The following is a 26,483-nucleotide window of genomic DNA, read 5'->3' on the forward strand; positions in this document are numbered from 1 at the left end:
AGCTTTCCCATGACCCACACCCAATTCACCCCCGCTTGCCCTCTGGTCGAACTGCGTCAGGTGTCGCACGTCTATGAAAAGGGCAAATCCACGGGCCACACCGTGCTGGACAAGGTCGATCTGACCCTGAATGCCAATGAGATCGTCGGCCTTCTGGGGCGCTCCGGCTCTGGCAAATCGACCCTGCTGCGCACCGTAGCGGGCCTGATCGAGCCCAGCGAAGGCACGGTCCGCTTCCCCTCTGCGCCGGACGGGCAGGCCAATGTCGGCATGGTGTTTCAGAGCTTCGCCCTGTTCCCGTGGCTGAGCGTGCTGCAAAACGTCGAGGTCGGGCTTGAGGCGCAGGGCGTGGCTCCGGCCATCCGCCGCGAACGCGCCCTGAAGGCCATCGACCTGATCGGGCTCGACGGCTTTGAAAACGCCTACCCCAAGGAGCTGTCGGGCGGGATGCGTCAGCGCGTCGGTCTGGCGCGGGCCTTGGTCGTCGATCCGGATATCCTTTTGATGGATGAGCCCTTTTCGGCGCTCGACGTGCTGACGGCGGAAACCCTGCGCACCGATCTGCTCGACCTGTGGTACGAAGGGCGCACGCCGCTCAAGTCGATCCTGATCGTCACGCACAATATCGAGGAGGCGGTGCTGATGTGCGACCGCATCCTCGTCTTTTCGTCCAATCCAGGGCGGGTGGTGGCCGAAATCACCGTCGATCTGCCGCAACCGCGCGACCGTCTGGACCCGGCCTTTCGCGCGCTGGTCGAAGACATCTACCGCCGCATGACCACGCGCACGCCCAAGGCTCCGGTGCAGGAAGGCCTGTTTGCGGGCATGGGCATGGCCATGGTCCTGCCGCGCGTCTCGACCAATATTCTGGCCGGTCTGATGGAGGCGCTGGCCGGATCGGCCTATGCCGGCAAGGCCGACCTGCCGGCGCTGGCGGCGGAGCTACAGTACGAAGCCGATGAACTCTTCCCCATTGCCGAAGTGCTGCAACTTTTGCGCTTTGCCGAGCTGGAAGGCGGCGACCTGCTGCTGCTGCCCGCCGGTCAGGCTTTTGTCGAAGCCGGTGTCGATGGGCGCAAGCACCTGTTCCGCGAGCAGCTTCTGACCCATGTGCCGCTGGCGACCCATATCCGTCATGCGCTCGAAACCGGCGGCGAGGCCGGGCTGAGTGCGCGGCGCGTGCGCGACCAGTTGCAGACCCACATGTCCGAAACCTTTGCGCAGCAGACCCTGCGTTCCGTCGTGCAGTGGGGCCGTTACGCCGAAGCTTTCGACTATGACGAAAAGGCGGACCGTTTCAGCCTTGAGGACGTGGTGTAAGGGGAGGGCGTCGCTATGAAAAAGGTGCTCGGTTACGCGCTCCTCTGTCTGGCGGTGCTGGTGACTTCGCCGCAGAGGGCGAAGGCTGCGGCGGGTTCGCATGTGGTGGATGACTCTGGCGTGGAAACGCCGGGCGTCTGCCATGTGGAATCCTGGGCCACGCGCTATGATGACCGCCGGGGGTATCTCAACCTCTCCCCGGCCTGCACCCGCAAGGTCTGGCCCCGGCTGGAAATGGGCGGCACGGTTCAGGCGATTCGGGACGGCAGGAACGATGTCCTGTTCGGCCCGGCTCTGAAACTGAACCTGCGCGCCCCTGCGTCCGGCCGCCCTGTCCCCGGCCTCGCGGTCGCCGTGGGCGGCGCGTGGAGCGGACGTTCGGGGCAACTGGAAGCCGCCAGTCTCAACCTGCCCGTGACCTTTAATGCCACGGACCGCCTACAGATCAACCTCAATACGGGCTGGGCCTATACGCGCCAGTCTGCGCATCCGCACGCCCTGACCTATGGGGCGCAGATATATGCCAGCGTTACCGATACGCTCGGCCTGATGGCGGAAACCTTTGGCCGCGATCGGGGCAAGCCGGGCGCGCAAGTGGGCGTGCGCTGGACGCCGGGGAATGGACCCTATGATCTGGATGTTGTTGTGGGGAACCGCGTGGATGGCCTGAGCCCGCGCGCCGTCAGTCTGGGGCTGACGGTTCGCCATTGATCAACCAGCGACACATCCTCTTCACGCCGGAATTGACAGCGCCGATACGCTTCCGCCAGATCAGACTCTATGATTCCTGACAGGCCGATGGCCTGCGCCGTTTGTTCAGAGCGTCCGTCGGCTCAGTTGCGCCGCCGAATGGCTCTAAGTATTTGTTTAATAGCGATATGTTTTGTCGAAAGCCGCTCACGCTTTTCGACATATCGCTTAAGATACAGGAGTTCCTCTATGGCCTTGACCCTCTACGGCATCAAAAACTGCGACACGGTGAAGAAGGCGCGGGTGTGGCTGGACGGGCAGGGCCAGGCCTACACCTTCCACGACTATAAGGTCTCCGGCATTGACGAGGCGCATCTGAAGGACTGGTCTTCCAAGGTCGGTTGGAGCGTCCTGCTCAACAAGGCGGGCACGACCTTCAAGGCCTTGCCGGAGGCCGATAAGGCCGACATAGATGAGGCCAAGGCCATCCGCCTGATGCTGTCCAATCCGTCGATGATCAAGCGCCCGGTGCTCGACAGGGACGGGACGATCACGGTCGGGTTCAAGCCGGACCTTTATGCCGGCCTGTTTGAATAGGACGGCCATGGCCAGCGAGGGAAGCGCCCTATGACCCCAAGGCTCAGGCGTGTGTGGCGCTGGCTCGAAATCGACCGCGGCGGTGTCTTTCAGGCCCTGCGTCTGGCCTTCGCGGCGTGGCTGGCCTTTGCCATTGCCGCCCTCCTGCACGTCGAACACGCCTACTGGGCGGCCATGCCGGTCTGGGTGGTGTCGCAGCCGTCGCGCGGTCTGTTGCTGGAGCGCGCCTTTTTCCGCGTGCTGGGGACGCTGATCGGGGCCGGGGCAGGGTTCGTCATCCTCTGGCTGGCGGCGGGGCCGGGGGCGGGGATCGTGTTTCTGGCCCTATGGGTGGGGGGCAATGCCGGGCTGACGCACATCTTGCGCGGCGTGCACGGCTACGGGGCGCTGATGGCGGGCATGACGGCTGCGATTGTCGTCCTGCCGTCGCTGCTGACGCCGCAGGCCGCCAGCGAGGTGGCGCAGGCGCGCGTCGTTTGCACCCTGATCGGCGTGGCAGTGGTGACGGTGGTGACCGGCTTCTTTACGCCCGTCTCGCCGCGTGAGGAACTTTATCGCCGCCTGCGTCTGATTTCGCAGGAGGCGCAGGGCTTCGCCGCCAAGGCTATTGAAGCCCCCGACCTGCCCGATAGCCCCGAGACGGAGCGGCGTATTCTGGCCGAGATCAGCGATGTGGAAAACGCCGCCATTCTGATTTCCGCCGGATCGGTCGAGGGCTATCGCCGCCTGCGGCACCTCGATGCGCTGATTGCCGCCACACTGGCTGTCATGGCGGCGGGGCGGGCGGTCAGGGCGCGGCTGCGTCGCGGCGATACCCTGCCCGCGGACCTGCCCCGGCATCTGAACGACCCGGCGTGGCTGGCGGCCCTGCCCGGAACACAGCTCATCCCCGAAGCTGATCGTCTTCTCGACGCGCTGACGCAGCAGGCCGAGGCTGAACGCCGCCTGTTCGCCGTCTCGCCCAGGGCCGATGCGGCCTCTTTCGGCGACAAGGCGGTCTATCTGGCCCCCAATCGCGACCGCAGCATGGCCTTCCGCGCCGGCGGGGTGGCCGGGGGCGCGACCCTGATGGCCGTCGGACTGGCCTGGGCCGTGGAATGGCCTCTGGCCGAACTGACCGCCATGGGGGTGTGCATCTTCTCGATGGTGCTGGGGCAGATGCCCCGTCCGCAGGTCACGGGTGTGCAACTCCTGCAAGGCATGGCGTGCGGCGTCGTCGCGGCCCTCCTCTATCGCCTGAGCCTTCAGCCTTATCTGCATGGGCCGGGGGCTGTGCTCGTCTCGCTGATTCCTGTCTTTGTGTTGGGCGCGCTGGCGCAGGTCAGCGTCAAAACGACGCCCTGGGCGGTCCACGCCAATATGGGCTTCCTGCTGACCAGTCAGGCCGGGGCGGCCGCCATTCCCATAGACCACGCGCTGGTCTCGTCGCTGGCCTTTCTCAGCGGGGTCGCCCTGGATTGCGCGGGTTTCACCCTCTATCCGCCTCAGGCGGTCAATCACGCGGCGGATGCCGCCAGCCGCATCCGTCGTGATCTGGAGGCCATGATCCGTCGTCAGGGCCCGCTCCCGGCCTCTCAGTGGCGGCCGCACACGTCGCGTCAGATATTGCGCCTGATGCTGCATCTGGGGCGGGCGGGCAAGCTGGGGCAGGCGGCCCCCGACGGCATTCTGGCCGCGCTCAATCTGGGCCACGCCGTCACCCGGCTGCAAAGGCTGGCTGCCGATCCGGCGACGCGCGAGGGGGCGACTCTGGTTCTGCACCGCCTCGAAGGCTTTGCCGACCACACTGCCGAGACGGTGGCGGAGTTGCGGCGTCTGAGACTGGCGGACGCGGCGGTGCAGCGGGCGCTGGACAATACGATTGACGGGCTGGAGGCCGCCACGCCGGTCTTTGTCTTCAGCCATGCCGCGGATTAATTTTATTTAATTCCGCTGCGTGCATCCAAACGGCCCTGTCTGCGCCTCTTATCCTACAGAGGCCACAAAGTGTGTGCCAAAAGGAATGGAGCGAAGGTTATGAATATGGAAGGTGTACAGGGCATTCTTGCGATTCTAATGGTCTTTGGGATGCCCGTGTTTATCGTTGGCATTGTGATGTTCTTTAGGGCAAGAGAACGAGCAGAAACCCAAAAAACCATCCGCATGGCCATTGAAAAGGGCCAAGCCTTGCCGCCGGAATATCTGGATAGCCTTAAGAGATCTGGCAGTGGCAGGATTAAAACGCCGGTCAATGACATTCGCTCCGGTCTGATCCTGATGGCCGTGGCGCTGGGTCTGGTGGTCATGGACTATGTCCGCAATGACTACACGTTTGAGACCTTGTCCGGCATTGCGGCCATTCCGGGCTTTATCGGCGTCGCCCTGCTGATCATGGGCATTGTCGGTCTGAACACTCAGAAGAAGTCCTGAACCGTAACGTTTTCAGGATCGACCCGCCATGTCCGCCCCTTCCACCGCTGCCGGTTACCGACATCTGAGCGATCATGACCTGATCGCTCAGGCGGTGCTGGGCGCGTCCGACGCCTTCGGTGAACTGGTCAGGCGGCACTCGACGGCCCTGCGCACACATCTGCGGCGCATGGGGGCGCAGGGGGCCGATGCTGACGACATGGCGCAGGAGGCCTTTATCACGGCCTATGAGCGCCTGACCGAGTACCGGGCCGATGGTCCGTTTCTCAACTGGCTGAAGATGATCGCGGCCCGGCGTTACCTGCGCAAGGTCAAGACGACGCAGAAATACCTGCTGGTCGAGGACGTGACCCCCTATGAGTCCCCGCCCGACCTGCACAGGGCCGGGCAAGGCGAGGGGGCGGCGCGCGATCTGGACGGGGCCCTGTCGCGGCTGCGGCCGGCAGAGCGCCTGTGCGTGACGCTGAATATTTCCGGCGGCCTGAGCCATCAGGAGGTCTCGAACGAGACGGGCCTGCCGCTGGGGACGGTCAAGAGCCATATCAAACGCGGGCTGACGCAACTGAGGGCGATGCTGGACATGGCTGAGGCCGTGCCGGTCGCTATCGAAAGGTGATGTCATGAAGGATGAAGACCTTTACCATCTGTTCCAGACGCCGATGCGCTTCGACGACGAACCGGCGTTTCAGGCGCGGATAATGCGCCGCCTGGGCGCCAAAAAATGGCTGCGTCAGGGCCTGATCGCTCTGGCGGGTCTGCTGGGCGGGCTTTACGCCCTGACCCAGATCGTGCGCCTCCCCGGCCTGTCGCCCACGGCGCAGGCCGCTACGCGACCGGCGGCGGCCCCGGATGCCACCTTCGAAGCCGGAATCGGTTTCGGGCGAGAACTGTTGGAAAATCTGGCCAACGGGCTGGCGCTGACCTTAAGCAAGTCCACGGATTATTTGGCCTTCGCGCAATCGCCCCTCTTTTTTTGGATCAGCTTTTCGCTATGTATGAGCATTGTCGGCCTGTACCTCGTCAACATGCGTGAAGAGGGGATATAGAGCGCCATCCGATAAAGTGCCATAAAAGCTTCTTGGCGCTTTTCGGAAAAATTGCGCGACCGAACAAAAACCTAGAACATTCGGCGGCTGACCTGAGCCGACGAATGCTCTAGGCCACTCCCTGCCGGTCATTCGCCCGGCTGAGCGAAAGGTGCCTTCAAGGTGAGCAGCCATACCCCATCCCCCGTCAAGCGCCTGACCGCGCCGGAAATCTATGCGCGCAAGGGCGGTACGCCCCTGGTCAGCCTGACTGCCTATGATGCGCCCATGGCGGAAATTCTCGACGATCACTGCGATATCCTGCTGGTCGGCGACAGCGTCGGCATGGTGGTGCACGGCCTGCCCAATACGCTGGGCGTGACGATGGACATGATGATCCTGCACGGTCAGGCGGTGATGCGCGGGGCCAGACGCGCCTTCGTCGTCGTCGATATGCCGTTCGGCTCCTATGAAGGCGATCCGGAGGTGGCTTTTGACAATGCCGCGCGCCTGCTGAAAGAAACCGGCGCACAGGCGGTCAAGGTCGAAAGCGGTCCGACAGTCGCCCGCACCATCGCCTATCTGACGCAGCGCGGCATCCCGGTCATGGGCCATATCGGTCTGCGCCCGCAGGCGGTCAATGTCGATGGCGGTTTCCGCGCCAAGGGCCGCACCCCCGAAGAGCGCGAAAAAGTCCTTCAGGAGGCCCGCGATACCGACGCCGCCGGGGCCTTTGCCATCGTGATCGAGGGCGTGGCCGCCGATCTGGCCGGAGAGATTACGGCGGCGGTCAAGGCCCCCACCATCGGCATCGGCGCCTCGGCGGCCTGTGACGGGCAGATACTGGTCGTCGATGACATGCTGGGTCAGTTCGACTGGTCGCCAAAATTCGTGCGCCGCTACGCTGCCTTACGCGAAACCATCGGGGAAGCGGCCGCGGCCTACGCCAAAGATGTCAGAAGCCGCGACTTTCCGGCCCCACAAGAGACATATTTTGCGAAGTAGAATGACAACCCTGATGGGGCGTCATCTTCTGGGGTCACATGCCCTGTACGAAAAACCGGTTTCCACTTTTTCGGGGCATGTTCTAATGGTGATTGCGCATCCGGCCTGTTGCGGCTAGGTTCGCGCCAGATTTACCGGCGACCGCCGTGCGGCGGTCCCGTCAGTGTGTTCTGAGACAAGGAATAAACGTGAGCGATATTTTCGAGGAAGCCGAAGAAGGTCTGCGTCAGGACCGTTGGGCCGCCATCGCAAAAAAGAGCGCCCCCTGGGTTGGTGGCGCACTGGCCGTGGCGCTGATCGGGGCTCTGGGCTTCTGGGGCTATACGTCGTGGGAGGCCGGGCGCATCAGCAAGGCGTCCGAATCCTATGTCGTCGCTCAGGACGCCCTGACCAAGAATGATAAGGGCGCAGCCAGGACGGCCCTGCAAAAGGTCGTGGACGCAGGCGCGCCGGGTTACAAGGCCCTGGCCCTGTCGCAACTGGCCGGGCTGGCCGTTGAGGACAACAAGACCGACGAAGCCGTCAAGCTGCTGGAAGAGGCGTCGAAGACCTCTTCGGACCCCTTGATTGCCGATCTGGCGACGCTGAAGGCTACCTTCCTGATCATGGACAAGGCGTCGTTTGACGACGTTGAAAAGCGCCTGACGCCGCTGACCAAGGAAGGCCGCCCCTATGCGGCGCTGGCCAAGGAAGCGCTGGCCATGGCCAAGATCCAGAAGGGCGACCTGCAGGGGGCGCGTGGCGATCTTCAGGCGCTGGCCTTCTCGCTCGATGCGTCTGACCCGCTCAAGCAGCGCGCCCAGATGGCGGTGGCCCTGATCGACTCCGGCGGGGCCGAAGTGGCACGTCAGGCGATCAAGCTGCCGGAAGTAAAGGCGCAGCCGCAGATGGCGGCACCGCTCAACCTGCCGCAACAGTAACCTACCCACCCGACTAACCCGCCTTGATGAGAAAGCCCTGATGACGGCAAAGACTTCCCACCATAACGGCCACCAAACCGGTCGTATCCTGACCGCCACGGCTATGGCGCTGGTGCTGGGCGCGGGGCTTTCGGGCTGCTCGACCATCCAGAAGATCAACCCGCTCAAGAAGGAAGAGCCGAAAGAGGTCGCTACGCAGGGCGAACGCATCTCCATCGTCGCCTTCGAGCAAAAGGTGCAGCCGTCCGAGCGTCTGGCCGGTAAGGACTTTTACCTGCCGTCGCCGCAGCCGGTCGCTGACTGGCCCTTTGCCAGCGGCCCGACCACGACGGTCGAGCACGCCGCGGCGGCGGAGCAGTTCAAAATCGCCTGGTCGAAATCGGTGGGTACGGGCTCGTCGCGCACGGCTCAGGTCGTCGCCTCGCCGGTATCGGATGGCAAGGTGATCTACGCCATGGACGGCGAAGCGCGCATCCGGGCCTTCGACGTCAATAGCGGCAATGAGCTGTGGACGCGCGACCTCAATCCGGACATCCGCCGCGACAAGGACGCCTTTGGCGGCGGTCTCGCCGTTTCGGGCGGCAAGCTCTATGTGACTTCCGGCTTCCGTCTGGTCGCCGCCGTCAACGCCTCAACGGGCGAAGTCCTGTGGACCAAGACCTTCGACAGCCCGCTGCGTGCCGCCCCGGCGGTGAACGGCAATGTCGTGGTCTTCAGCGACGTCGATAACCAGATGATTGCGCTGAACAAAGAGACGGGTGAACCCGCCTGGACCTATCAGGCGCTGGTGGAACCGGCGCGCATCCTGCGCACCACCTCGCCGGCCATCTATGAAAACCTGTTTATCGCGCCGTTTTCATCGGGCGAACTGGTCGGCCTCGATGCCAATAGCGGTCAGCAGGTGTGGACCCAGACCCTGGCGCAATCGACGCGCACCAACGCCCTGTCGGAAATCCGCGACATTTCCGGCCGTCCGCTGGTGGCGAACAACCTCGTCTATGCCGCCAGCCATTCGGGCGTCTTTTCGGCGCTGGATGCCAAGTCGGGTCAGCGGCGCTGGTCGGTCAATGCCGATTCGACCAATGCCCCGTGGGTAGCGGGCGATGCCGTCTATCTCTCGACGCTGCAAAGCGAGCTGATGGCGGCCAATGCCGCTTCGGGTCAGGTCTATTGGCTGGTCGATCTTAATCAGGGCCGCACCAAGACCAAAAAGACCTTCTTCGGTCTGGGCAGCGCGAAAAAGGTCAAGAACCTGCCCGTGTGGACCGGTCCCATCCTGGCCTCCAACCGCCTGATCATGGTCAATTCCGAAGGCGAAATGGTCGCCTTCGACCCCAAGACCGGCGCGCGCAAGGAGACGCTGAAACTGGGTGATGCGGCCTATCTGGCCCCCATCGTGGTGGGGGACAAGCTGTTCGTTCTGACCGACAAGGCGAAGCTGATCGCCGTCCAGTAAGCGATCTCACCGCTATGAACATTCGGATGCAGGAGGCGAGCCTCCTGCATCTTTTCTTTTTTTTACACGGTATCTCCTGTAATAACCCCCTCATGACCTTAAAAATCGCCATTGTCGGCCGTCCGAACGTCGGCAAATCCACCCTGTTCAACCGTCTTGCGGGTAAAAAGCTGGCCATTGTCGATGACCAGCCCGGCGTGACGCGCGACCGCCGCTACGCTTCGGGCCATATCGGCGACATTGATCTCGACCTCATCGACACCGCCGGTTTCGAAGACGTGGCTGACACCTCTCTGGAAGCGCGGATGCGCCAGCAGACCGAAAAGGCCATCGAGGAATGCGACGTCGCCCTGTTCGTCATGGACGCCCGCGAAGGCGTGGTGCCGCTCGATCGCATCTTTGCCGACATCCTGCGCTTCAAGGACAAGCCGGTCATCCTGATCGCCAACAAGGCGGAGGGCCACGCCGGTTTTGCCGGGGCCGAAGAGGCGCACGTCTTGGGCTTCGGCGCGCCGCTGCACCTGTCGGCGGAGCACGGGGAGGGGATTTCCGAGCTTTATGAGGCGCTGGAAAAGTACCGCCAGCTGATCGAAGGCGACTTCATCGCCGATCAGGACGAAGACGAGGATGAGGACACCAAGCCCGTCCGCATCGCCATTATCGGGCGTCCCAATGCCGGTAAATCGACCCTGATCAACCGCCTGCTGGGCGAAGACCGCCTGCTGACCGGGCCGGAGGCGGGTATCACCCGCGACTCGATCTCGGTCGATTGGGAGTATGAAGGGCGCAAGATTCGCCTCGTCGATACGGCCGGTCTGCGGCGCAAGGCGCGCGTGCAGGAAAAGCTGGAAAAGCTCTCGACCGCCGACACCATCCGCGCCATCACCTTCGCCGAGGTGGTAATCCTGGTCATGGATCAGGAAAACGCCTTTGAAACGCAGGACCTTCAGATCGCCGATCTGGTCGAACGCGAAGGCCGCGCCCTGATCTATGTCATCTCCAAATGGGATACGGTCGAAGAACCGCAGGCACGCCTGCACGAACTGAGCGAGATCGCCGAGCGCATGTTGCCGCAACTGCGCGGGGCCCCGTTTGTGGCTCTGTCGGCGCTGAACGGGCGCGGGCTCGACCGGCTGATGCCCGCCGTGCTGAAGGCCTATCGCAACTGGTCGGCCAAGGTGAAGACGCGCGACCTCAATGACTGGCTGAAACTGGCCATCCAGCGTCACCCGCCCCCCGCCGTGGACGGCAAGCGCATCAAGCCGAAATATATGGCGCAGACCAAGGGGCGCCCGCCCACTTTCGTGCTGTTCGCCAGCCGCGCCTATGCCATGCCGGCCCACTATCAACGCTACCTTATCAATAGCTTGCGCGAATCTTTTGATATGCCGGGCGTGCCTATTCGCCTGAGCGTCAAGGCCAATGCGGGTGTCAATCCCTTCGATGAAGGCGGCAGCAAGGACACCAGTGGCCCGCCGCGTGTGCGCGCCAAGCCGAAGATCAAGCCGGGCGAAAAGCCGGCTCACCCCAACCGTGTCAAGCAGAAGCCAAAAGAGCTCAAAGAGCGAAGCGTTAGCTCAACCAAAAGCATGACTGCGACGCCCAAGGTGGTGGTCAAGGCGCGCACCTCGCGCAGCCTTGGGCCTTCGACCAAGCCCGGTGCCGCCGCCCCAGGTGGCCGCAGCAAACCTGCGGGCAAGGGCAAGCGGTAAATACATCCTCCCCTGTCAAGTAGGGGAGGGTGAAATTAAAAGCTCCCGGTGCCGCTGAACAGGGTGCGCGTCTCGCCGCCGATCCAGATATCGCCGTCGGCTTCTGACACATGGATGCGCCCGGCGCGGCCCAGCTTCGTGCCCTGAGCCGCGACATAGGGCGCGGTGGCGCGTCCATCGGCCAGCAGGCACTGGGCGACCGAAGCATTGAGCGAACCCGTCACCGGGTCTTCGATAATGCCGCCTGAGGCATCGCTGAACAGGGCGCGGATTTCAAACGCCGTCTCGTGACCCGCCGGATGCTTGCCGACCAGACCGATTTCAACGCGGCGATCCAGATAACGCAGCGGATCGACGGCCAGCACGGCTTCGGCGGAGGCCAGTTGCACCAGCACCCAACCGGGGCCATTATCGGCCCATTCGGCGCTGAGGATGTCGTCCGGATCTATGCGCAACACCTCGACAATTTCGGACCGTTTGGCCGCATCGACGGGCCCCTTGCGCACCAGCGGCGGCGCGGCAAAGGCCGGTCGGTCGCCGTCAAAGCGCACGCGGACCAGACCGACCGCGCACTCTTGCACCACCTCTGTCTTGTCCGAACCGGCCGCCAATCGCCACGCATGGGCCGACCCCAGTGTCGGATGACCGGCAAAGGGCAGTTCGCGGTCCAGCGTAAAGATACGTACCCGGTAATCGGCTCCGGGCGTCTTCGGCGGCAGCAGGAAGGTCGTTTCCGACAGGTTGAACCAGCGCGTGATGCGCTGCATGTCTTCGGTCGTCAGGCCCCCGGCGTCGAGCACCACGGCCACCGGATTGCCGCTGAACGGCCCCGAATGGAAGACATCGACAAGCTGGAAACGGCGTTCGCTCATAATTGCCCCAGCAGTCTGCCCAGCTTGCGGATCAGGTCGTCGATCTCGGCCTCCGTCACGTCCAGAGGTGGTCGGAAGCGGATCGAGTCGGTGCCGGCCCCCAACAGCAGCAGTTTCTCCTGCTCCAGCGCCATGTCGATCAGTCGCCCCTTGTTCGGGGCATAGAGCAGGCTGAAGCCCTGATACAGGCCCAGTCCGCGCACATTGCCGACGGTGTCGGGGTATTTTTCAACGAGGCTGTTCAGCCCGCCAAACAGGCGCGCGCCCTTGCTTTCGACGCTTTGCAGCAGGCCTTCGTCCTCGACGATCTGCCATTCCTCGCAAAAGCGTACCATGTCGGACAAGGTGCCGCCCCAGGTCGAGTCGAGGACGCCAATATCTTCCATCGAATTGAGCATATAGACGACGCCATTGCCGAACTTCTTGGCCGTGGCGACGGCCTGCGGCGGGTGGGGGACGTCGAACAGGTCGATCGAGAAGACCTCTCCCGTTTGCCCGCCGGAGGTTTGCACCTCGTCCAGCCCCCAGCTTATGCCGTGGTGGTGGCACAGGCGCGACAGCTCCTGATAGAAGCGCGGCAGGGCCAGACGATGCCCGCCAGCCCCCTGAAGCGGCTCAAGAATGACCCCGGCGATTTCATCGCGATAGGTGGACATCAGATAATCGAGCGTCGCCAGACACTTATCGACCTCGCGCTGATTGTCGGCCTCGCGGCGGCGGCTGTCATATTCGGGGAAGGGCACCTGAAGATTGCCCTTAATCAGGCCCTGATAGTCGCGCGTGGCGATGGGGTCGTTCGACAGCTTGGTGATATTGAGCGCATAGACGGTGCGCCCGTGGAAGGCCTGCTCAAAATAGATAAAGCGGTGGTTGAGGACCGCCTTCCCTTGGGCCTGCATCTTCTTGTGGTGGAGATTGATGAGGTATTTCATCATATTCTCGACCGCTTCGGCACCGGAATTGACCGCATAGACCTCGACGCGCTCACCGCGCATGCATTTGGGGCGCAGGGCGTGCAGCAGACGGTAATAGTCGAGACATTCGCGCGTCAGGAAGTCCGGATTGGCCATCTTGGTATTGGCCGCCACCACCAGCCGCCGCATATAGTCGGGCGCGTAGAGACGCGGGTGGTTATAGCCGATCAGGCGCGAGCCGTAGAGGCCGCACCAGTCGGTTATACGGTCGCCATCGACGGTCGCCAGTTCCAGACCGCGCGACGCTTCCAGATCGACGACGAACGGATAGGGCTCAGCGATAACGTACTGGCCGAGTTCGTCCAGAAGCGCGGCGCTGGCGGGTTTGGGAAAGGGTAGGTCGGTATTGAGCAAGGCCTGGGTCATGACTCTATTAGACGGAATTGCGCCAGAAAGTGAACCGTAAACCTTGTTTTTTCTTGAAAAATCTTCGCAGGTTATGCGTGTCCGGAATGAGCCCATTCCCGAAACTGGATCGTCTCCAGCGTCGGCACGCGGTCGGCGCGTGACAGCTCGACCATCAGCGGGATGATCTCTTCGGGCAGGGGCAGGGTTTCGGGGTCTTCGCCCGGAAACGCCTCGGCGCGCATCCGCGTCCGCATGGCTCCCGGATTGACCAGCGCGCAGCGAATGGGGGTCACTTCCATCTCGTCGGCCCAGGTGCGCACCAGCGCCTCCATACCGGCTTTTGAAGCGGCATAGGCCCCCCAGAAGGCGCGCGGATTTGAGGCCGCGCCCGACGAGACGAAGATAGCGCGTGCGGCCTCCGACAGCTTCATCACCGGTTCAAGCTGACGGATCAGGCGATAGGTGGCGTTGAGGTTCAGCGTGATGACGCGGTTGAAATCCTTGGGCTCATAGTGCGAAACCGGCGTCAGTGAGCCCAGAGTCGCGGCCGCATGGATGAAGATGTCGAGCTTTTTAAAGCGCTCATAGACCGCCCCGCCGATCCGTTCCAGCGCCGCCCCATCGGCGAGATCAAACGGGATCAGGGTGGCATGGCGGCCGGTTTCGGCAAAGATCTGATCGTCCAGATCTTCGAGCGCGCCGGTCGTGCGGGCGCAGGCGATCACATGCGCCCCAGCGCGCGCCAGTCCCAGCGCCGTCGCCCGGCCAATGCCGCGCGACGCACCGGTGATCAGGGCGATACGCCCCTGCAAAAGGGTATCGGTCATCGCCCTGTCCTTTATATTTTTAGTGGGTGTTGGCCAGAAGCGACAGTTGCTGACCGCTGGCTTCGGCCTCGGCGGCGATGTCTTTATCCGTCAGACGGGTCGGATAGTCGCCGGTGAAGTAGTGATCGGTATATTGCGGCTGATCGTTATTGCGGCCGTCATGGCCCATCGCCTTGTACAGGCCATCGACCGAGAGGAAGCCCAGGCTATCGCATTCCAGCATCTGGCGCATTTCCTCAATGGAATGTTGCGCCGCCAGCAGCTTGGCACGATCCGGCATGTCGATGCCGTAATAGTCGGGCCACAGGATGGGGGGCGAGGCCGAACGCAGGTGGACCTCCTTGGCCCCGGCGGCGCGCACCATGCGCACGATCTTCACCGAGGTGGTGCCGCGCACGATGGAATCGTCGATCAGTATGACCTTCTTGCCTTCCAGCACCACGCGGTTGGGCGAATGCTTCTTGCGCACCCCCAGATCGCGGATGTTCTGGGTCGGCTGGATGAAGGTGCGCCCGACATAGTGGTTGCGGATAATGCCGAGTTCGAACGGCAGACCCGATTCCTCAGAAAAGCCCAGCGACGCCGGGACGCCGGAGTCCGGCACCGGCACTACGATATCGGCATCGGCAGGGTGCTCGATGGCCAGTTGTCGGCCCATCGCTTTACGCACCTCGTAGATCGACTTGCCATTCACAACCGAATCCGGTCGCGCGAAATAGACGTATTCAAACAGGCAGGGGCGGGCGGCTTTGCGCTCGAACGGCTTGAAGGATTTGAGGCCGTCCTCGTCGATCTGCACCACTTCGCCGTGCTCGACATCGCGCACAAAGACGGCGCCGATCATGTCAAGCGCGCAGGTTTCCGAAGCCAGTACATAGGCGTGGCCCAGCTTGCCGATCACCAGCGGGCGGATACCCAGCGGATCGCGCGCGCCGATCATGCCCTTGCGCGTAATGGCGACCAGCGCATAGCCGCCTTCGATATCGCGCAGGGTGTCGATGAAGCGGTCGATGATCTTGATGCTGCGCGAGCGTGCGATCAGGTGCAGGATGACCTCAGAGTCCGAGGTGGACTGGAAGATCGCGCCTTCGGCCACCAGCTTCGTGCGCAGGAACATGAAGTTGGTCAGGTTGCCGTTGTGGGCGATGGCGATGCCGCCCGAATCGAGATCGGCGAACATGGGCTGCACATTGCGCAGATGCGAACCGCCGGCGGTGGAATAGCGCGTATGCCCGATGGAGGCGTGGCCTTGCAGGCGCTTGATCAGGTCGGCATCGGTGAAGACGTCGCTGACCAGACCGTGCGAGCGTTCGGTATAGAAGCGGCGACCGTCGCACGAGGCGATACCGCAGGCCTCCTGTCCGCGGTGTTGCAGGGCGTGCAGGCCAAGCGCGGTGACCGCCGAAGCGTCCTCCATGCCGTAAATGCCGAACACGCCACATTCAAGGCGCAGGCTGTCGTCGTCGGGATCGCGCGAAACGAAGCTATCCGACAGTTCCGAGGGCGAGGTCAGCATAGTGATACCTTTTGGGCCGGTGAAGGCCTGACGCGAGACAGGGGAGGGGCCGCCTCCATATAGTCGGTATAAGGAGAAATGGAAGCCCCGGTGAAATCCCGCAGTCCCATATCGGCCTATTGGTCGGGCGAGGCCACGCTGTCGGCATATTTCGCCCACGAAGGCGCGACCGACACGATGGCCTTGGCGCACTGAACGCTCAAGGGATAGACCTTGGCTTCGGTGAACCAGTCGGGCTTTCCTTTAGGCAGTACGACCGAAAAAAGCAAATGGATAAAGCCCAAAATGGCCAGAGCGCGCAGCACACCGAAGGCCACGCCCAGAGTGCGGTCGGCATAGCCCATCATCTGCTGCTTGTTGACCTTTTCCGACAGCGAGTTGCCCAGGGCCCGAATCCCGAAATAGGCCGCGATGAACACCACGATGATGACCACCAGCGCGAACATCTCGCCCAGATGGAAGGTCGATTGCAGCCACGGCGACAGCCAGATGGCGATTAGTATAGCCAGAATGAAGGAGGCCGTGCCGACGATTTCGCGCGTCGCGCCGCGCGTAAAGCCCGACAGGCAGGAAAACAGCAATATACCCAGAAAAATCAGATCGTAGCCCTGCATGTGCGTCCCCTCACAATGGCTTTAGACCCATACCGGCGTTATGGGTGCGTATTAACCATTCTGGCTTTTTTTATAAAAAAGCGATAGCCCTGATTTAAACCTCATGCCGAAACGAAGTTCGGCGAAGCCAAAAGTGGACACCATTTTTCGGGAATACATGAGGTGTTACAAAAAATTAGAGCCATGCGGCGGCTCAACTGAGCCGACGAAGGCTCTAGCATTGGAGGTCGAAGGCGCTCATGGCATTGACCAGATGCGAGTAGGTCTTGACCTCGAACGGCGCATTGTCCTGAGCGGCGACAGGGGCGATGGCGTTGGAAAAGCCGAGTTTCAGCGCCTCCTTCATGCGCGCTTCCATGCGCGACACGCCGCGCACCTCGCCCGACAGGCTGATTTCCCCGAAGATGACCGAGGCCTTGGGCAGAGGCTGATCGAGCAGGGCCGAGACCAGCGCCATGGCGGCGGCCAAATCAGCGGCGGGTTCGTTGATCTTCAGCCCGCCCGCGACATTGAGATAGACGTCCTTACCACCGAAGCCCAAGCCGCAGCGCGATTCCAAAACGGCCAGAATCATGGCCAGCCGCCCGGAATCCCACCCCACTACGGCGCGGCGCGGCGTGCCCAGGGCTGAGGGGGCCACCAGCGCCTGAATTTCGACCAGCACCGGACGCGAACCTTCGATACCCGCGAACACCGCCGAACCCGATGAGCGCTCGTCATTGTCGCCGAGGAACAGGGCGGAGGGGTTGGGCACTTCGCGCAAACCGCCATCGCCCATTTCAAACACGCCGATCTCATCGGTCGCCCCGAAGCGGTTTTTGGAGCCGCGCAAGATGCGGAACGGATAGCCGCGTTCACCCTCAAACGACAATACGGCATCGACCATGTGCTCGACGACGCGCGGCCCGGCAATCTGGCCTTCCTTGGTGACATGGCCGACAAGAATCATGGCGATGCGGTTCTTTTTGGCCAGCCGCACCAGTTCCCCGGCGCAGGCCCGCACCTGCGATACCGAACCCTGTGCCGCGTCGATGGCGTCCGACCACAGGGTCTGGATGGAATCGATGATGACGAGGTCGTAGGTGTCGCGTTTCAGCGCATCGAGAATAGTGCGCAGCGAGGTTTCAGCGGCCAGATCGACAGGGGCCTTGCTGACGCCCATGCGTGAGGCCCGCCCGCGCACCTGCTCAACGGCCTCTTCGCCCGAAATATAGGCGACCTTCAGGCCGCGCAGCGCCGCATGGGCGGTGACCTGCAACAACAGGGTCGATTTGCCGACGCCGGGATCTCCGGCCAGCAGTATGGCCGAACCCGGCACAATGCCGCCGCCGCACACCCGGTCGAACTCCTCGATGCCCGTCACCATGCGCTGAGGCGCCTCATCTGGTGCATCAAGAGTTTCAAAGTTTAGCTTTGAAAGCCTTGAGATTTTCGAGGGCGAGGTTTCCGGTTTCAGACTGCCCGGCGGCGCGGAAAAGCTCTCCTGCACCAGAGTGTTCCAGCTCAGGCACCCCGAACACTGACCCGCCCATTTGGTGTGGGTCATCCCGCAGGACTGACAGACAAAGACGGCCTGAGCCTTGGACATGATTCGCTCGCGCAACGGGGTTTATGCTGCGCAACCGATAGCCTGAGCGGCTGCAAAAATCCAGAACAAATTGCGAACTTTTGTGCGGGAAAGGCTTGAAACTAACGGCCTATTCGTAGCTGCTGTACCGGTCCTGACGCGCCAGATTACCAAACCGCGTGACGTTTTCGTCAAACGACAGGCGCACCGTGCCGATGGGGCCGTGACGCTGCTTGCCAATGATGACTTCGGCGGTGCCGCGCAGCTTGTCCATGTCCTCCTGCCATTGCAGGTGTTCGGGTGTGCCTTCCTTGGGTTCGGCGCGGCCCAGATAATAGCTTTCGCGATAGACGAACATGACGATATCGGCGTCCTGTTCGATCGAGCCGGATTCGCGCAGGTCCGACAGTTGCGGGCGTTTATCGTCGCGGCTTTCGACCTGACGTGAAAGCTGCGACAGGGCGATGACCGGCACCTGAAGCTCCTTGGCCAGCGATTTCAGACCCATGGTGATGGTCGATATCTCCTGCACGCGGTTCATATTGCTGTCGCCCGTGGTGACCAGTTGCAGGTAGTCCACCACGATAAGGTCAAGGCCGGCCGTGCGCTTCAGGCGGCGGGCGCGGGCGGTCAGTTTGGCGAGGCTGAGGCCGCCGGTATCGTCGATGTACAGCGGATAGGAGGCGATCTCCATGGCCGCGTCCTTGAGCCGTCCGAACTCCACCGCGTCGATTTCGCCCTTGCGCAGGCGGTCGGAGGAGACGCCGGAGGCATCGGCCAGCAGACGGGTCGCCAACTGATCGGCAGACATTTCGAGCGAGTAGAAGGCGACCACGCCGCCATCGACCGTCTTGCGCGTGCCGTCGGGCTGAATCTCGAAGCGGTATTTCTTGGCCACGTTCATGGCGATATTGGTAGCCAGCGCCGTCTTTCCCATCGAGGGACGCCCGGCGAGGATCAGCAGGTCCGACTTATGCAAACCGCCGATCTGCCGGTCGAGATCGTCCAGACGGGTGGCCAGACCCGACAGGCCGCCGTCGCGGTGGAAGGCCTCTTCGGCATTGGAGATGGCCCCGGTGACGGCTTCGGAAAAGGTCTTGAAACCGGTCGAAGAGGTGCCCTTTTCGGCCATTTCATAAAGCTGGGCTTCGGCGCGCTCGATCTGCTCGCGGCCATTGCCTTCCTGCGTGGCCGAACGGGCGATTTCACCGCCCAGACGGATCAGGTCGCGGCGCAGCGCCAGATCGTAGATGACGCGCGCATAGTCCGAGGCATTGGCCGAGGGCGGGGCGCGATCGACCAGATCAGCCAGGTAGCGGATGCCGCCCAGATCATTGAAGGCCTGATCCGTCTTGAACTTGTCGAGCAGGACGATGGGTTCAGCCAGATGCCCGATACGGATCTGTTCTTCGATGGTGGCAAACAGCTTCTGGTGAAACGGCTCGTAGAAATGCCGTGCACTCAGACCATCATACAGGCGCTCATAGGCCCCGTTGTCGAACATCAGCGTGCCGAGCAGGGCCTGTTCGGCTTCGAGATTGTGCGGCAGGGCCTGTGGCGTGTCGGCCGAAACGGGCAGGGGGGCGTCGAGCATGGTGGTGTTCATAGCGGTGTTTAAGCAGGTCAGGGACGGGCTGTCGCTGCCCCTATGCGGCGCGGTGCCGACTGTCCACTTAACTCCGATTCACAGCCTGTGAATAATGGGGATAAGCTAGTCTTGCACGGGACGGCAGGTAACACCCTTCAACTCGGTTTCGGCCCTTGTATCGTGCCGCACGGCCAGACACTTGCCGTCCTTAAGCACCACATCGAAGATCGTCGGCACGGCAGTGGAATGGGTTTCCAGCGGCCCCAGAGGCGGCGGCAGGACGCCGAGCAGGGTGGTCTGAGCCGCGGCAGACGGCCCGAACTCGATATTGGCCCGGCCGATCACCGGGGCCAGGGCGGCCTTGAGGCGGCTGACGGTTTGCGGATCGCTCATATCGACGCTGGCGGGGACGGCCTTTCCGGCCGCCAGGGTCTGACAACCGACCAGCCCGAGTGCGCACAACAGACCGGCAGGGATGAGGCGGCGCATCAGCGGCCCCCCGGCAGGGTCATGTCGCGGTTGACCTCCATGATCCATTTGGGCGATACGATAGCCGGGCCTGAGCCGCTGCCGACCGGGCCCGCCGACTGCACCGCTGCACTGGCGGCGGCAAAAGCCGTGGCGGGTGCGGGGCACGAACTGCTGCGGCGATAGCTGAGCGCCGTGCTGACCAGCCCTTCGCCAGCGACGCCCAGATCCTTGCTCAGATCATCGCTGGCCGCGCAGCCGGGCAGCTTGACGCCCGTGGTCGAGGTGGTGTTGGTCGGCACGAAACCGTCGGCATAGTCGCCAAATCCGAGGTCATTCACGCCCTGAAACTGAATGGTGTAGTAGGTCTCACCGCAATTGTCCTGCGGGTAGAAGCCGTAGGGTTTGCCGCAGGTCTTGCCGCCGATCAGTACCACATCGACGCCGACGCCACGCAGGCCGTTGATCACCGCTTCCGAGGCGCTGCAAGTGTCCGACGTGGTCAGAATATAGACGCGCGACAGGTTGAGCGTGGGCAGGGCGGTGCCCGCCGTGACGCTGAATCCCAGACCCTGATTATAGAAGGGGACAGGGTTATTGGGTTGCCCCGTGACCGGGTTGGTGTTGCCGGCGGCTGCGTTGAATTTCAGCGTTTCAAAGGTGCGGTTGCTGGTGCGCGTATTGCCCGCGATCATGTAGCTGAGCTGCGACGCCACCGCCAGCAGCCCGCCGCCATTATAGCGCAGGTCAAGGATCAGATCGTTGACCCCGGCGGTCTGCATGTCGCGCATGGCCGAAACAATTTCGGTTTCGCTGGAATAGGGGCTGAAGGTATTGAATAGGATGTAGCCGACCTTTGCCCCTCCGTCGGTCAGGACCGTAGCCTTATTGACGGGCTTGGGGCTGACATTGGCCGAGGTCAGGGTGACGGTTTTCGAAGTGCCATCCACAAGCCGCAAAACAAAGGTCGTCGAGGTGCCGGTTGCGGTCGGGAACAGAGCGGCATTCAGCGCATTGACACCCGCCTGCGTGTTGTCGTTGACAAGGTCGATACCGTTGACCGTCAGGATGCGGGCACCGCGCGGCACCACACCGGCGGCGGGTGAGCCCGGCTCAGTATAGAGAACGCGGAAATCGCGCGGCGTCGTGGTCGAGATAGCCGTCAGTTCCATGCCATAGCTGGCGGTCGCGGCGGCGTTACGGCGCGCCAGATACTCCGTTGTCGGCTCGCTGAAATGGAAATTGTCCTTGTCCTTGCCCGAGGCCGTTTTGGCAAAGGTCTTCAGGTTCGCAAAATACTGGGTCCGTGTCCCCCCGCTGGCCGGATCGCTGTCGGTCACCTCGGTGTTCCACAGATAGGTTTCGCGCGTCCAAGACCGCAGCCAGTTCTTTTCGTCAAGCGCCGTACCCGCCTTGTCCGTGAAGCGGTTGCCTTCGATATCGACGCCGCTGCGGGCGGTTTCGCACTTGTCCTTGAAGGTGCTGGCGGCCTGAAATACGCCGCTGACCCAGCCGGTTACGCTGCCGCCTCCGCCGCCGGTCGATCCCGTCGCGGTTGACCCGCCTCCGCCGCCACCGCCTCCGCCGCCACAGGCGGTCAGGGCCGCCGCAGCGGCTGTCAGAACGAACATACGGGCGAGGGTCATCAGGCGTTTTGTCATGGCGCGATGATGCCACGAACTGGGCCGACCGCAAGTCCCTCTTTCGCGGGAGGAAACGATAAAAAAAGCCCCCGCAGAGAGGTCTGCGGGGGCTGGGGCCGAAGCGGTTTTCGCTTACCAGTTGTGCGTTACGCGCGTATACAGATAGCGGCCATTGAAGCCGAACGGCGAGAAGCGCGAGAAGGCCAGCGCGCCCTGCGACCCTTGCAGCGAAGCGATGGTCTTGTCCGGATAGACGTCAAAAACATTGTCCGCGCCGAAGGTGAACGAGGTCTTGTCCGTCAGCTTATAGCTGGCCGACAGGTCGAGCAGGGTCTTTTCACCGGTATGGATATCGTTCGGGAAGATCGCCGCGGCGTCGATCACGTCACCATAATAGGTGGCACGACCATTGACGGCCCACTTGCCACCGCTCCAGTCCACCGTGGTGCTGCCCTTGTTCTCAGGCGTCGAGTTGGTGAGGATATACTGACGGATGCGCGCGAACAGCACCGGTGGGTTTTGCAGGCTCGATACCGTATTGGCCCCCGGCAGACGGGTGATTTCGGTATTGCCCGAATTCCAGGCGAAGTTGAAGTTGAAGCGGCCGTAATGATCGGTCGGCAGACGATAATTGGCCACCAGATCAATACCGGTCGTTTCGCTGTCCACACCATTGGTGAAGAAGCGCGCCGCCGTGACGCCATAGGGCTTCAGCAGGTTGGTGATTTCCGTCGTGCCCGACAGGTTTTCCGTCAGCACGATGCGGTTATCAATATTGATGCGGTAGGCATCAAGCGTCAGTTCGAACCGGCCCTTGCGATAGACAAGGCCTGCCGCATAGTTGGTGGACTCTTCGGCCTCCAGCGCCGGAGCGCCCAGGGTTCTGGCCACCGCAGACGAGGCCGGGAAGGTGCCGGTTTCGACCACGACGCCACCCGACACGACCGAAGCGGTCGAGGTGAAGTACTGCTGTTGCAGGGACGGCGCACGGAAGCCCGTGGACACCGAGCCGCGCAGGGCCAGATTATCGGTCAGTTCGTAGCGCAGCGACAGCTTGCCCGACAGGTTGTCGCCGAAGTCCGAATATTTTTCGGCGCGCGCGGCAAAGTCGAAGCTTAGTTGCGGCACAACGGTGGCGCTCAGTTCGGCGTAGAGGCCGAAATTGTCGCGGTTGACGTCCACGGCATTCGACGGCTGGAAGCCGAAGAAGCCCTGTGCCCCGGCACCAGCCGTGGTGATCGGCCCCAGCGCCCAGGATTGTTGTTCCCCGGCCGTGATCTCATAGTTTTCGTGGCGGCCTTCGACGCCCAGCGCGAAGGTCAGGGGGCTGTAGAAGCCGATGGGGAACTGACGGCTGATGTCGGCATTGAGCACCAGTTGGTCATAGACGACCTTGCCGTCATAGAAGCTGGTCTTCGAGGCGGTGCCATAGGAGGCGTTGACCGAGTTGAGCGTGTTGTATTCCAGCTCATTGCGGCCCCAGTTGACCGAATAGTCGGACGTCCAGTCGCCCCACTGACCGCGGGTGCCAAACGTCGCCGAATAGTTCTTCGACTTGACGCTGATCAGCGGCAGGAAGCCGTCCGGATAGATCGACACAACGTTGCCGGAATTGTTGGACGGACGGAAGAAGGCCGCACTTTCGGACTTCAGGTCCTGCACGCCGCCGAAACCATACAGTTCCCAGCCGTTTTGCAGCGGCTTACCGGCATTGGCGAACAGCGCCAGGCTCTCCTGCTTCGGATCGCCGTAGCGGCCCGTCACGCGGTTGGGCGTGACGCGCGGATCGGTGTCGGCGCGGTTGGTCGCTTCGCGGTTACGGTATTCACCCGACACGGTCAGGAAGCCATCCGACCCCAGCGGCAAGCCGACCCAACCCGCGACATTCGAGGTGCGGCCGTCGTTTTCCTTACGCGACGAGCGGGCGGCTTCGACCTCGGTATTGTACTGGCCATAGCTGGCCGAGACGCTGCCGCCCGAACGGGCTTCGCGCAGGCGCAGGTTGACGACGCCGGCAATGGCGTCCGAGCCGTACTGTGCTGAGGCCCCGTCGCGCAGGATTTCGACCGTGCTGAGCGCCGAGGTCGGGATGGCGTTGAGATCGGCCGGGGCCGAACCGCGACCGGCGGAGCCATTGGTGTTGACCTGCGCCGAAGTGTGGCGACGCTTGCCGTTCAGCAGGACCAGCGTCTGGTCCGGGCTGAGGCCGCGCAGAGAGGCCGGGCGCACGCTGTCGGTGCCGTCCACGGCGGACGGGCGCGGGAAGGTGAGGGAGGGGGCGGCGCGCGACAGGGCCTGCGCCAGTTCGGTCGAGCCCTGTGCATCCAGTGCGTCCTTACGGATCACATCGACGGGGGCGAGGGTATCGAGGCGCGAACGCGGCTGTGTGCGGCTGCCGGTGACGACCACCTCGGTGACGTCGCTGTCAGCAGACGCCTGCTGGGCGAAGGCGGGGAATGAGATAAGGGTGAGGGCCGTCGTCGCCGTCAGTGCGGCGGCCAGGGTGCGATGCGAAGCGCGGATGGACATGTGAATGCTCCTGAACAGATCATGGCTTAAACTGGGCCATATCTTGGGGCGGCATAGACCCGTTTAAAGGGATGAGCCGAGGCATATGTTCTAAGGGCGACGATTAGTTTTGCTAATTCGTCAGGCGGGACTTTTGGGATAAATATCTATAAATCAGAGACTTCTAGTTATTTTGCGTGAAAATTAATAAACGGGCTTCGGGGGTGCGTTCAGATTTAAAACAAAATCAGTAGGAATATAGTGGCAATTATGAGACGGCCCGCTTAGCCGTATTTGCGACCGGAAGGACCGGTGGGTTTCATCAAGGAGGGTGGTGCGGCTAGAGGGACTCGAACCCCCACGCTTTTGGCGCCAGAACCTAAACCTGGTGCGTCTACCAATTCCGCCATAGCCGCGCTGGCTCTCCTTTAGACATATCGGCTGGCTTTGACTAGGGGGCGTGTCACAATTGCCATCTGTGTGCGGAAAAACCTGTGGCTAACGCCCGCTTCCCGTTCTATCCGTTAAGCCAAAGGGACAGGAGGCGGGCATGACGGTCTATGTGGCGCTGCTGCGCGGCGTAAATGTCGGGGGCAATAACAAACTGCCGATGAAGGCGTGGTGCGAAGGCCTTGCGGCTCTGGGGCTCGATAATGCCCGCACCTATATCCAGAGCGGCAATGCGCTGTTTGAAAGTGACCGGGCGGCGGAAAGCCTGCCGGACCTGATTGCCGCCGACATAGGGGCGCGCTTCGGGTTTACGCCCGAATGTCACGTCCTGAGCCTCGATCAGGTCCACGCCGCGCGTCAGGCCTGCCCGTATGCCCCGGAGGGGGAGGAGGGTCACAAGCAGGTGCATCTGATGTTTATCAAAGGCGACATAAAGACCTATGACCCCGACGGCCTTGCGACGCTGGCCACACAGGGTGAGCGGTTTCACATGGGCGAGGGCGTCTTCTATCTCTATACCCCGCAAGGCTTTGGTAAATCGGTGGTAGCCGAAAAGCTGCCGCGTTTCCTCAAAGCCCGGATGACGGCGCGCAATCTGCGTACTGTGGAGACGCTGATCGAAATGGCGGCTGATTAAGGGATTGTCCAAAGGCGCTCCGCCGTCCGCCTCTTGCCATTATGGCCCACATGTTTAGTGTCAGCGGCAACAGATACGGCGGGAGCACTCCGTGAAAAACAAGTTCGCACTCTTTATCATCGCGGCCATGGTGCTGGGCGTGGCCACGGGATGGGCCAGCAATCAGTACCTCGATGCGGCGCAACTCGAACAGGCAATTTCGATCTATGGCCTGCTGACCAAGGTCTTTCTGCTGCTGATCAAGATGATCATTGCGCCCCTCGTGCTGTTCACGCTGGTGGCGGGGATCGGTCATATGGAAGACGCGGCGGCCGTCGGCCGCATCGGCGGCAAGGCGCTGGGCTGGTTCATCGCCGCCTCCATCGTGTCGCTGCTGCTCGGCATCGTGATGGTCGAATGGTTGCAGCCGGGCGCGGGCATGAACCTGCAAACCGCGGCGGACGCCATCAACGCCCCCAATACCTCGAACTTCACGCTGGAATCCTTCATCACCCACATGATTCCGTCGTCGATCATCGACGCTATGGCCAAGAATGAGATCCTTCAGATCGTCGTCTTCTCGGTCTTTGTCGGCACCGCCATCGCCATGCTGGACGACAAGTCGCCCGACATCATGCGTCTGGCCGAACAGGGCGCGTCAATCATGCTCAAGGTGACCGAACTGGTGATGAAGTTCGCCCCGTTTGCCATCTTCGGTTCGCTGGCGGCGACGGTGGCCAAGCAGGGCCTGCCCATCCTCGTCACCTATGCCAAGTTCATCGGCGGCTTCTATTCGGCGCTGGGCGTGCTGTGGATCGTGCTGATCTTGGCCGGGCTGGTCTTTGTCGGCGGGCGCATGTTCAAAATTCTGGGGGCGGCGCGTGAACCGGCGCTTCTGGCCTTTTCGACCGCCTCGTCCGAAGCCGCCTATCCCAAGCTGCTCGAAGGCCTGCCCAAGGTCGGCGTGTCGCGCAAGATCGTCTCTTTCGTCCTGCCGCTGGGCTATTCGTTCAATCTCGACGGCTCGATGATCTACTGCACCTTCGCCACCCTGTTTATCGCACAGGCGCACGGGGTCGATTTTACCACCGGGCAACTGGTGATGATGCTGTTCCTGCTGCTCGTCACCTCAAAGGGCATTGCCGGGGTGCCGCGCGCCTCTCTGGTCGTCATTATGGCCACGCTCAGCTATTTCGGCCTGCCGGATGCGTGGATCGCCATTGTGCTGGGGGTCGATCATCTGCTCGACATGGGCCGCTCAGCAACCAATGTGGTGGGCAATACCGTCGCCTCGGCGGTGGTGGCCAAGTGGGAAGGTCAACTGGGCGACCCTGAGCCGGAAACCCCCAAGGTCTAAG

At 62.5% G+C, this 26,483-nt stretch carries 23 protein-coding genes and 1 tRNA gene; 13 read left to right on the top strand and 11 right to left on the bottom strand.

Translation table 11 applies throughout. The features are described 5' to 3' along the window. Positions 1-9 precede the first annotated feature (9 nt). The 11 genes from PQU94_RS11700 to der all read left to right on the top strand — a co-directional run bounded on the left by PQU94_RS11700 (position 10) and on the right by der (position 11,134). A complete protein-coding gene (locus PQU94_RS11700; protein WP_272741648.1) occupies positions 10-1,320 on the top strand; it encodes an ABC transporter ATP-binding protein in 1,311 nt (436 codons plus the stop codon). A 15-nt stretch (positions 1,321-1,335) separates the two neighbouring features. Beyond that, on the top strand, positions 1,336-2,031 hold the full coding sequence (locus tag PQU94_RS11705; protein WP_272741649.1) for a PA4824 family protein: 696 nt from the start codon (positions 1,336-1,338) through the stop codon (positions 2,029-2,031). Between the two features lie 228 nt (positions 2,032-2,259). Further along, complete coding sequence (locus PQU94_RS11710) at positions 2,260-2,607, top strand: ArsC family reductase (RefSeq protein WP_272741650.1); 348 nt, start codon at positions 2,260-2,262, stop codon at positions 2,605-2,607. A 30-nt stretch (positions 2,608-2,637) separates the two neighbouring features. After that, complete coding sequence (locus tag PQU94_RS11715) at positions 2,638-4,524, top strand: FUSC family protein (protein ID WP_272741651.1); 1,887 nt, start codon at positions 2,638-2,640, stop codon at positions 4,522-4,524. Between the two features lie 105 nt (positions 4,525-4,629). After that, the gene (locus tag PQU94_RS11720) at positions 4,630-5,016 is read left to right on the top strand and encodes a DUF6249 domain-containing protein (protein ID WP_368407078.1); all 387 of its coding nucleotides are present in this window, start codon (positions 4,630-4,632) and stop codon (positions 5,014-5,016) included. 28 nt (positions 5,017-5,044) lie between these two features. Further along, a complete protein-coding gene (locus tag PQU94_RS11725; protein WP_272741652.1) occupies positions 5,045-5,632 on the top strand; it encodes an RNA polymerase sigma factor in 588 nt (195 codons plus the stop codon). Positions 5,633-5,636: 4 nt separating this feature from the next. Continuing rightward, positions 5,637-6,062 (top strand): hypothetical protein, encoded by a 426-nt coding sequence (locus PQU94_RS11730; protein ID WP_272741653.1) that lies wholly within the window; start codon positions 5,637-5,639, stop codon positions 6,060-6,062. A 162-nt stretch (positions 6,063-6,224) separates the two neighbouring features. Next, positions 6,225-7,046, top strand: coding sequence for a 3-methyl-2-oxobutanoate hydroxymethyltransferase (gene panB, locus PQU94_RS11735; protein ID WP_272741654.1), 822 nt, complete (start codon positions 6,225-6,227; stop codon positions 7,044-7,046). Positions 7,047-7,234: 188 nt separating this feature from the next. Beyond that, on the top strand, positions 7,235-7,966 hold the full coding sequence (locus PQU94_RS11740) for a tetratricopeptide repeat protein (protein ID WP_272741655.1): 732 nt from the start codon (positions 7,235-7,237) through the stop codon (positions 7,964-7,966). Between the two features lie 40 nt (positions 7,967-8,006). Continuing rightward, positions 8,007-9,422, top strand: coding sequence for a PQQ-like beta-propeller repeat protein (locus tag PQU94_RS11745; RefSeq protein ID WP_272741656.1), 1,416 nt, complete (start codon positions 8,007-8,009; stop codon positions 9,420-9,422). A gap of 92 nt (positions 9,423-9,514) precedes the next feature. Continuing rightward, positions 9,515-11,134 carry a ribosome biogenesis GTPase Der gene (gene der / locus PQU94_RS11750; RefSeq protein ID WP_272741657.1) on the top strand — a complete coding sequence of 540 codons (1,620 nt, stop codon included), beginning with the start codon at positions 9,515-9,517 and terminating at the stop codon, positions 11,132-11,134. A gap of 35 nt (positions 11,135-11,169) precedes the next feature. Here der and PQU94_RS11755 read toward each other — a convergent pair whose 3' ends face one another. The 11 genes from PQU94_RS11755 to PQU94_RS11805 all read right to left on the bottom strand — a co-directional run bounded on the left by PQU94_RS11755 (position 11,170) and on the right by PQU94_RS11805 (position 24,475). Beyond that, complete coding sequence (locus PQU94_RS11755; protein WP_272741658.1) at positions 11,170-12,006, bottom strand: PhzF family phenazine biosynthesis protein; 837 nt, start codon at positions 12,004-12,006, stop codon at positions 11,170-11,172. Continuing rightward, positions 12,003-13,346 (bottom strand): aminotransferase class III-fold pyridoxal phosphate-dependent enzyme, encoded by a 1,344-nt coding sequence (locus tag PQU94_RS11760; RefSeq protein ID WP_272741659.1) that lies wholly within the window; start codon positions 13,344-13,346, stop codon positions 12,003-12,005. Before PQU94_RS11760 ends, PQU94_RS11755 begins: the two co-directional genes overlap by 4 nt. Positions 13,347-13,417: 71 nt before the next feature. Continuing rightward, a complete protein-coding gene (locus PQU94_RS11765; protein ID WP_272741660.1) occupies positions 13,418-14,155 on the bottom strand; it encodes an SDR family NAD(P)-dependent oxidoreductase in 738 nt (245 codons plus the stop codon). Positions 14,156-14,174: 19 nt separating this feature from the next. Then, positions 14,175-15,671 (bottom strand): amidophosphoribosyltransferase, encoded by a 1,497-nt coding sequence (gene purF, locus PQU94_RS11770; protein WP_272741661.1) that lies wholly within the window; start codon positions 15,669-15,671, stop codon positions 14,175-14,177. Between the two features lie 116 nt (positions 15,672-15,787). After that, entirely contained in the window at positions 15,788-16,285 is a 498-nt protein-coding gene (locus PQU94_RS11775) for a CvpA family protein (protein ID WP_272741662.1), read from the bottom strand. 214 nt (positions 16,286-16,499) lie between these two features. Then, positions 16,500-17,873, bottom strand: coding sequence for a DNA repair protein RadA (gene radA, locus PQU94_RS11780; RefSeq protein WP_272741663.1), 1,374 nt, complete (start codon positions 17,871-17,873; stop codon positions 16,500-16,502). Positions 17,874-17,982: 109 nt separating this feature from the next. Continuing rightward, a complete protein-coding gene (locus tag PQU94_RS11785; RefSeq protein ID WP_272741664.1) occupies positions 17,983-19,446 on the bottom strand; it encodes a replicative DNA helicase in 1,464 nt (487 codons plus the stop codon). A 117-nt stretch (positions 19,447-19,563) separates the two neighbouring features. After that, a complete protein-coding gene (locus tag PQU94_RS11790) occupies positions 19,564-19,929 on the bottom strand; it encodes a hypothetical protein (RefSeq protein WP_272741665.1) in 366 nt (121 codons plus the stop codon). After that, positions 19,929-21,554: a S41 family peptidase gene (locus PQU94_RS11795; RefSeq protein WP_272741666.1), complete on the bottom strand. Its 1,626-nt coding sequence runs from the start codon at positions 21,552-21,554 to the stop codon at positions 19,929-19,931. Before PQU94_RS11795 ends, PQU94_RS11790 begins: the two co-directional genes overlap by 1 nt. 129 nt (positions 21,555-21,683) lie before the next feature. Continuing rightward, positions 21,684-24,080 (bottom strand): TonB-dependent receptor plug domain-containing protein, encoded by a 2,397-nt coding sequence (locus PQU94_RS11800; RefSeq protein WP_272741667.1) that lies wholly within the window; start codon positions 24,078-24,080, stop codon positions 21,684-21,686. Between the two features lie 311 nt (positions 24,081-24,391). Beyond that, a tRNA-Leu gene (locus tag PQU94_RS11805) sits at positions 24,392-24,475 on the bottom strand. A 134-nt stretch (positions 24,476-24,609) separates the two neighbouring features. On the opposite strand from PQU94_RS11805, the gene PQU94_RS11810 reads away from it, so the two are divergent. After that, positions 24,610-25,146, top strand: coding sequence for a DUF1697 domain-containing protein (locus PQU94_RS11810; RefSeq protein WP_272741668.1), 537 nt, complete (start codon positions 24,610-24,612; stop codon positions 25,144-25,146). A 91-nt stretch (positions 25,147-25,237) separates the two neighbouring features. Next, positions 25,238-26,482, top strand: a complete 1,245-nt coding sequence (locus PQU94_RS11815) for a dicarboxylate/amino acid:cation symporter (RefSeq protein WP_272741669.1) — start codon at positions 25,238-25,240, stop codon at positions 26,480-26,482. Position 26,483 lies beyond the last annotated feature (1 nt).

The sequence above is a fragment of the Asticcacaulis currens genome (genome assembly GCF_028550395.1).
Lineage (GTDB): Bacteria > Pseudomonadota > Alphaproteobacteria > Caulobacterales > Caulobacteraceae > Asticcacaulis > Asticcacaulis currens.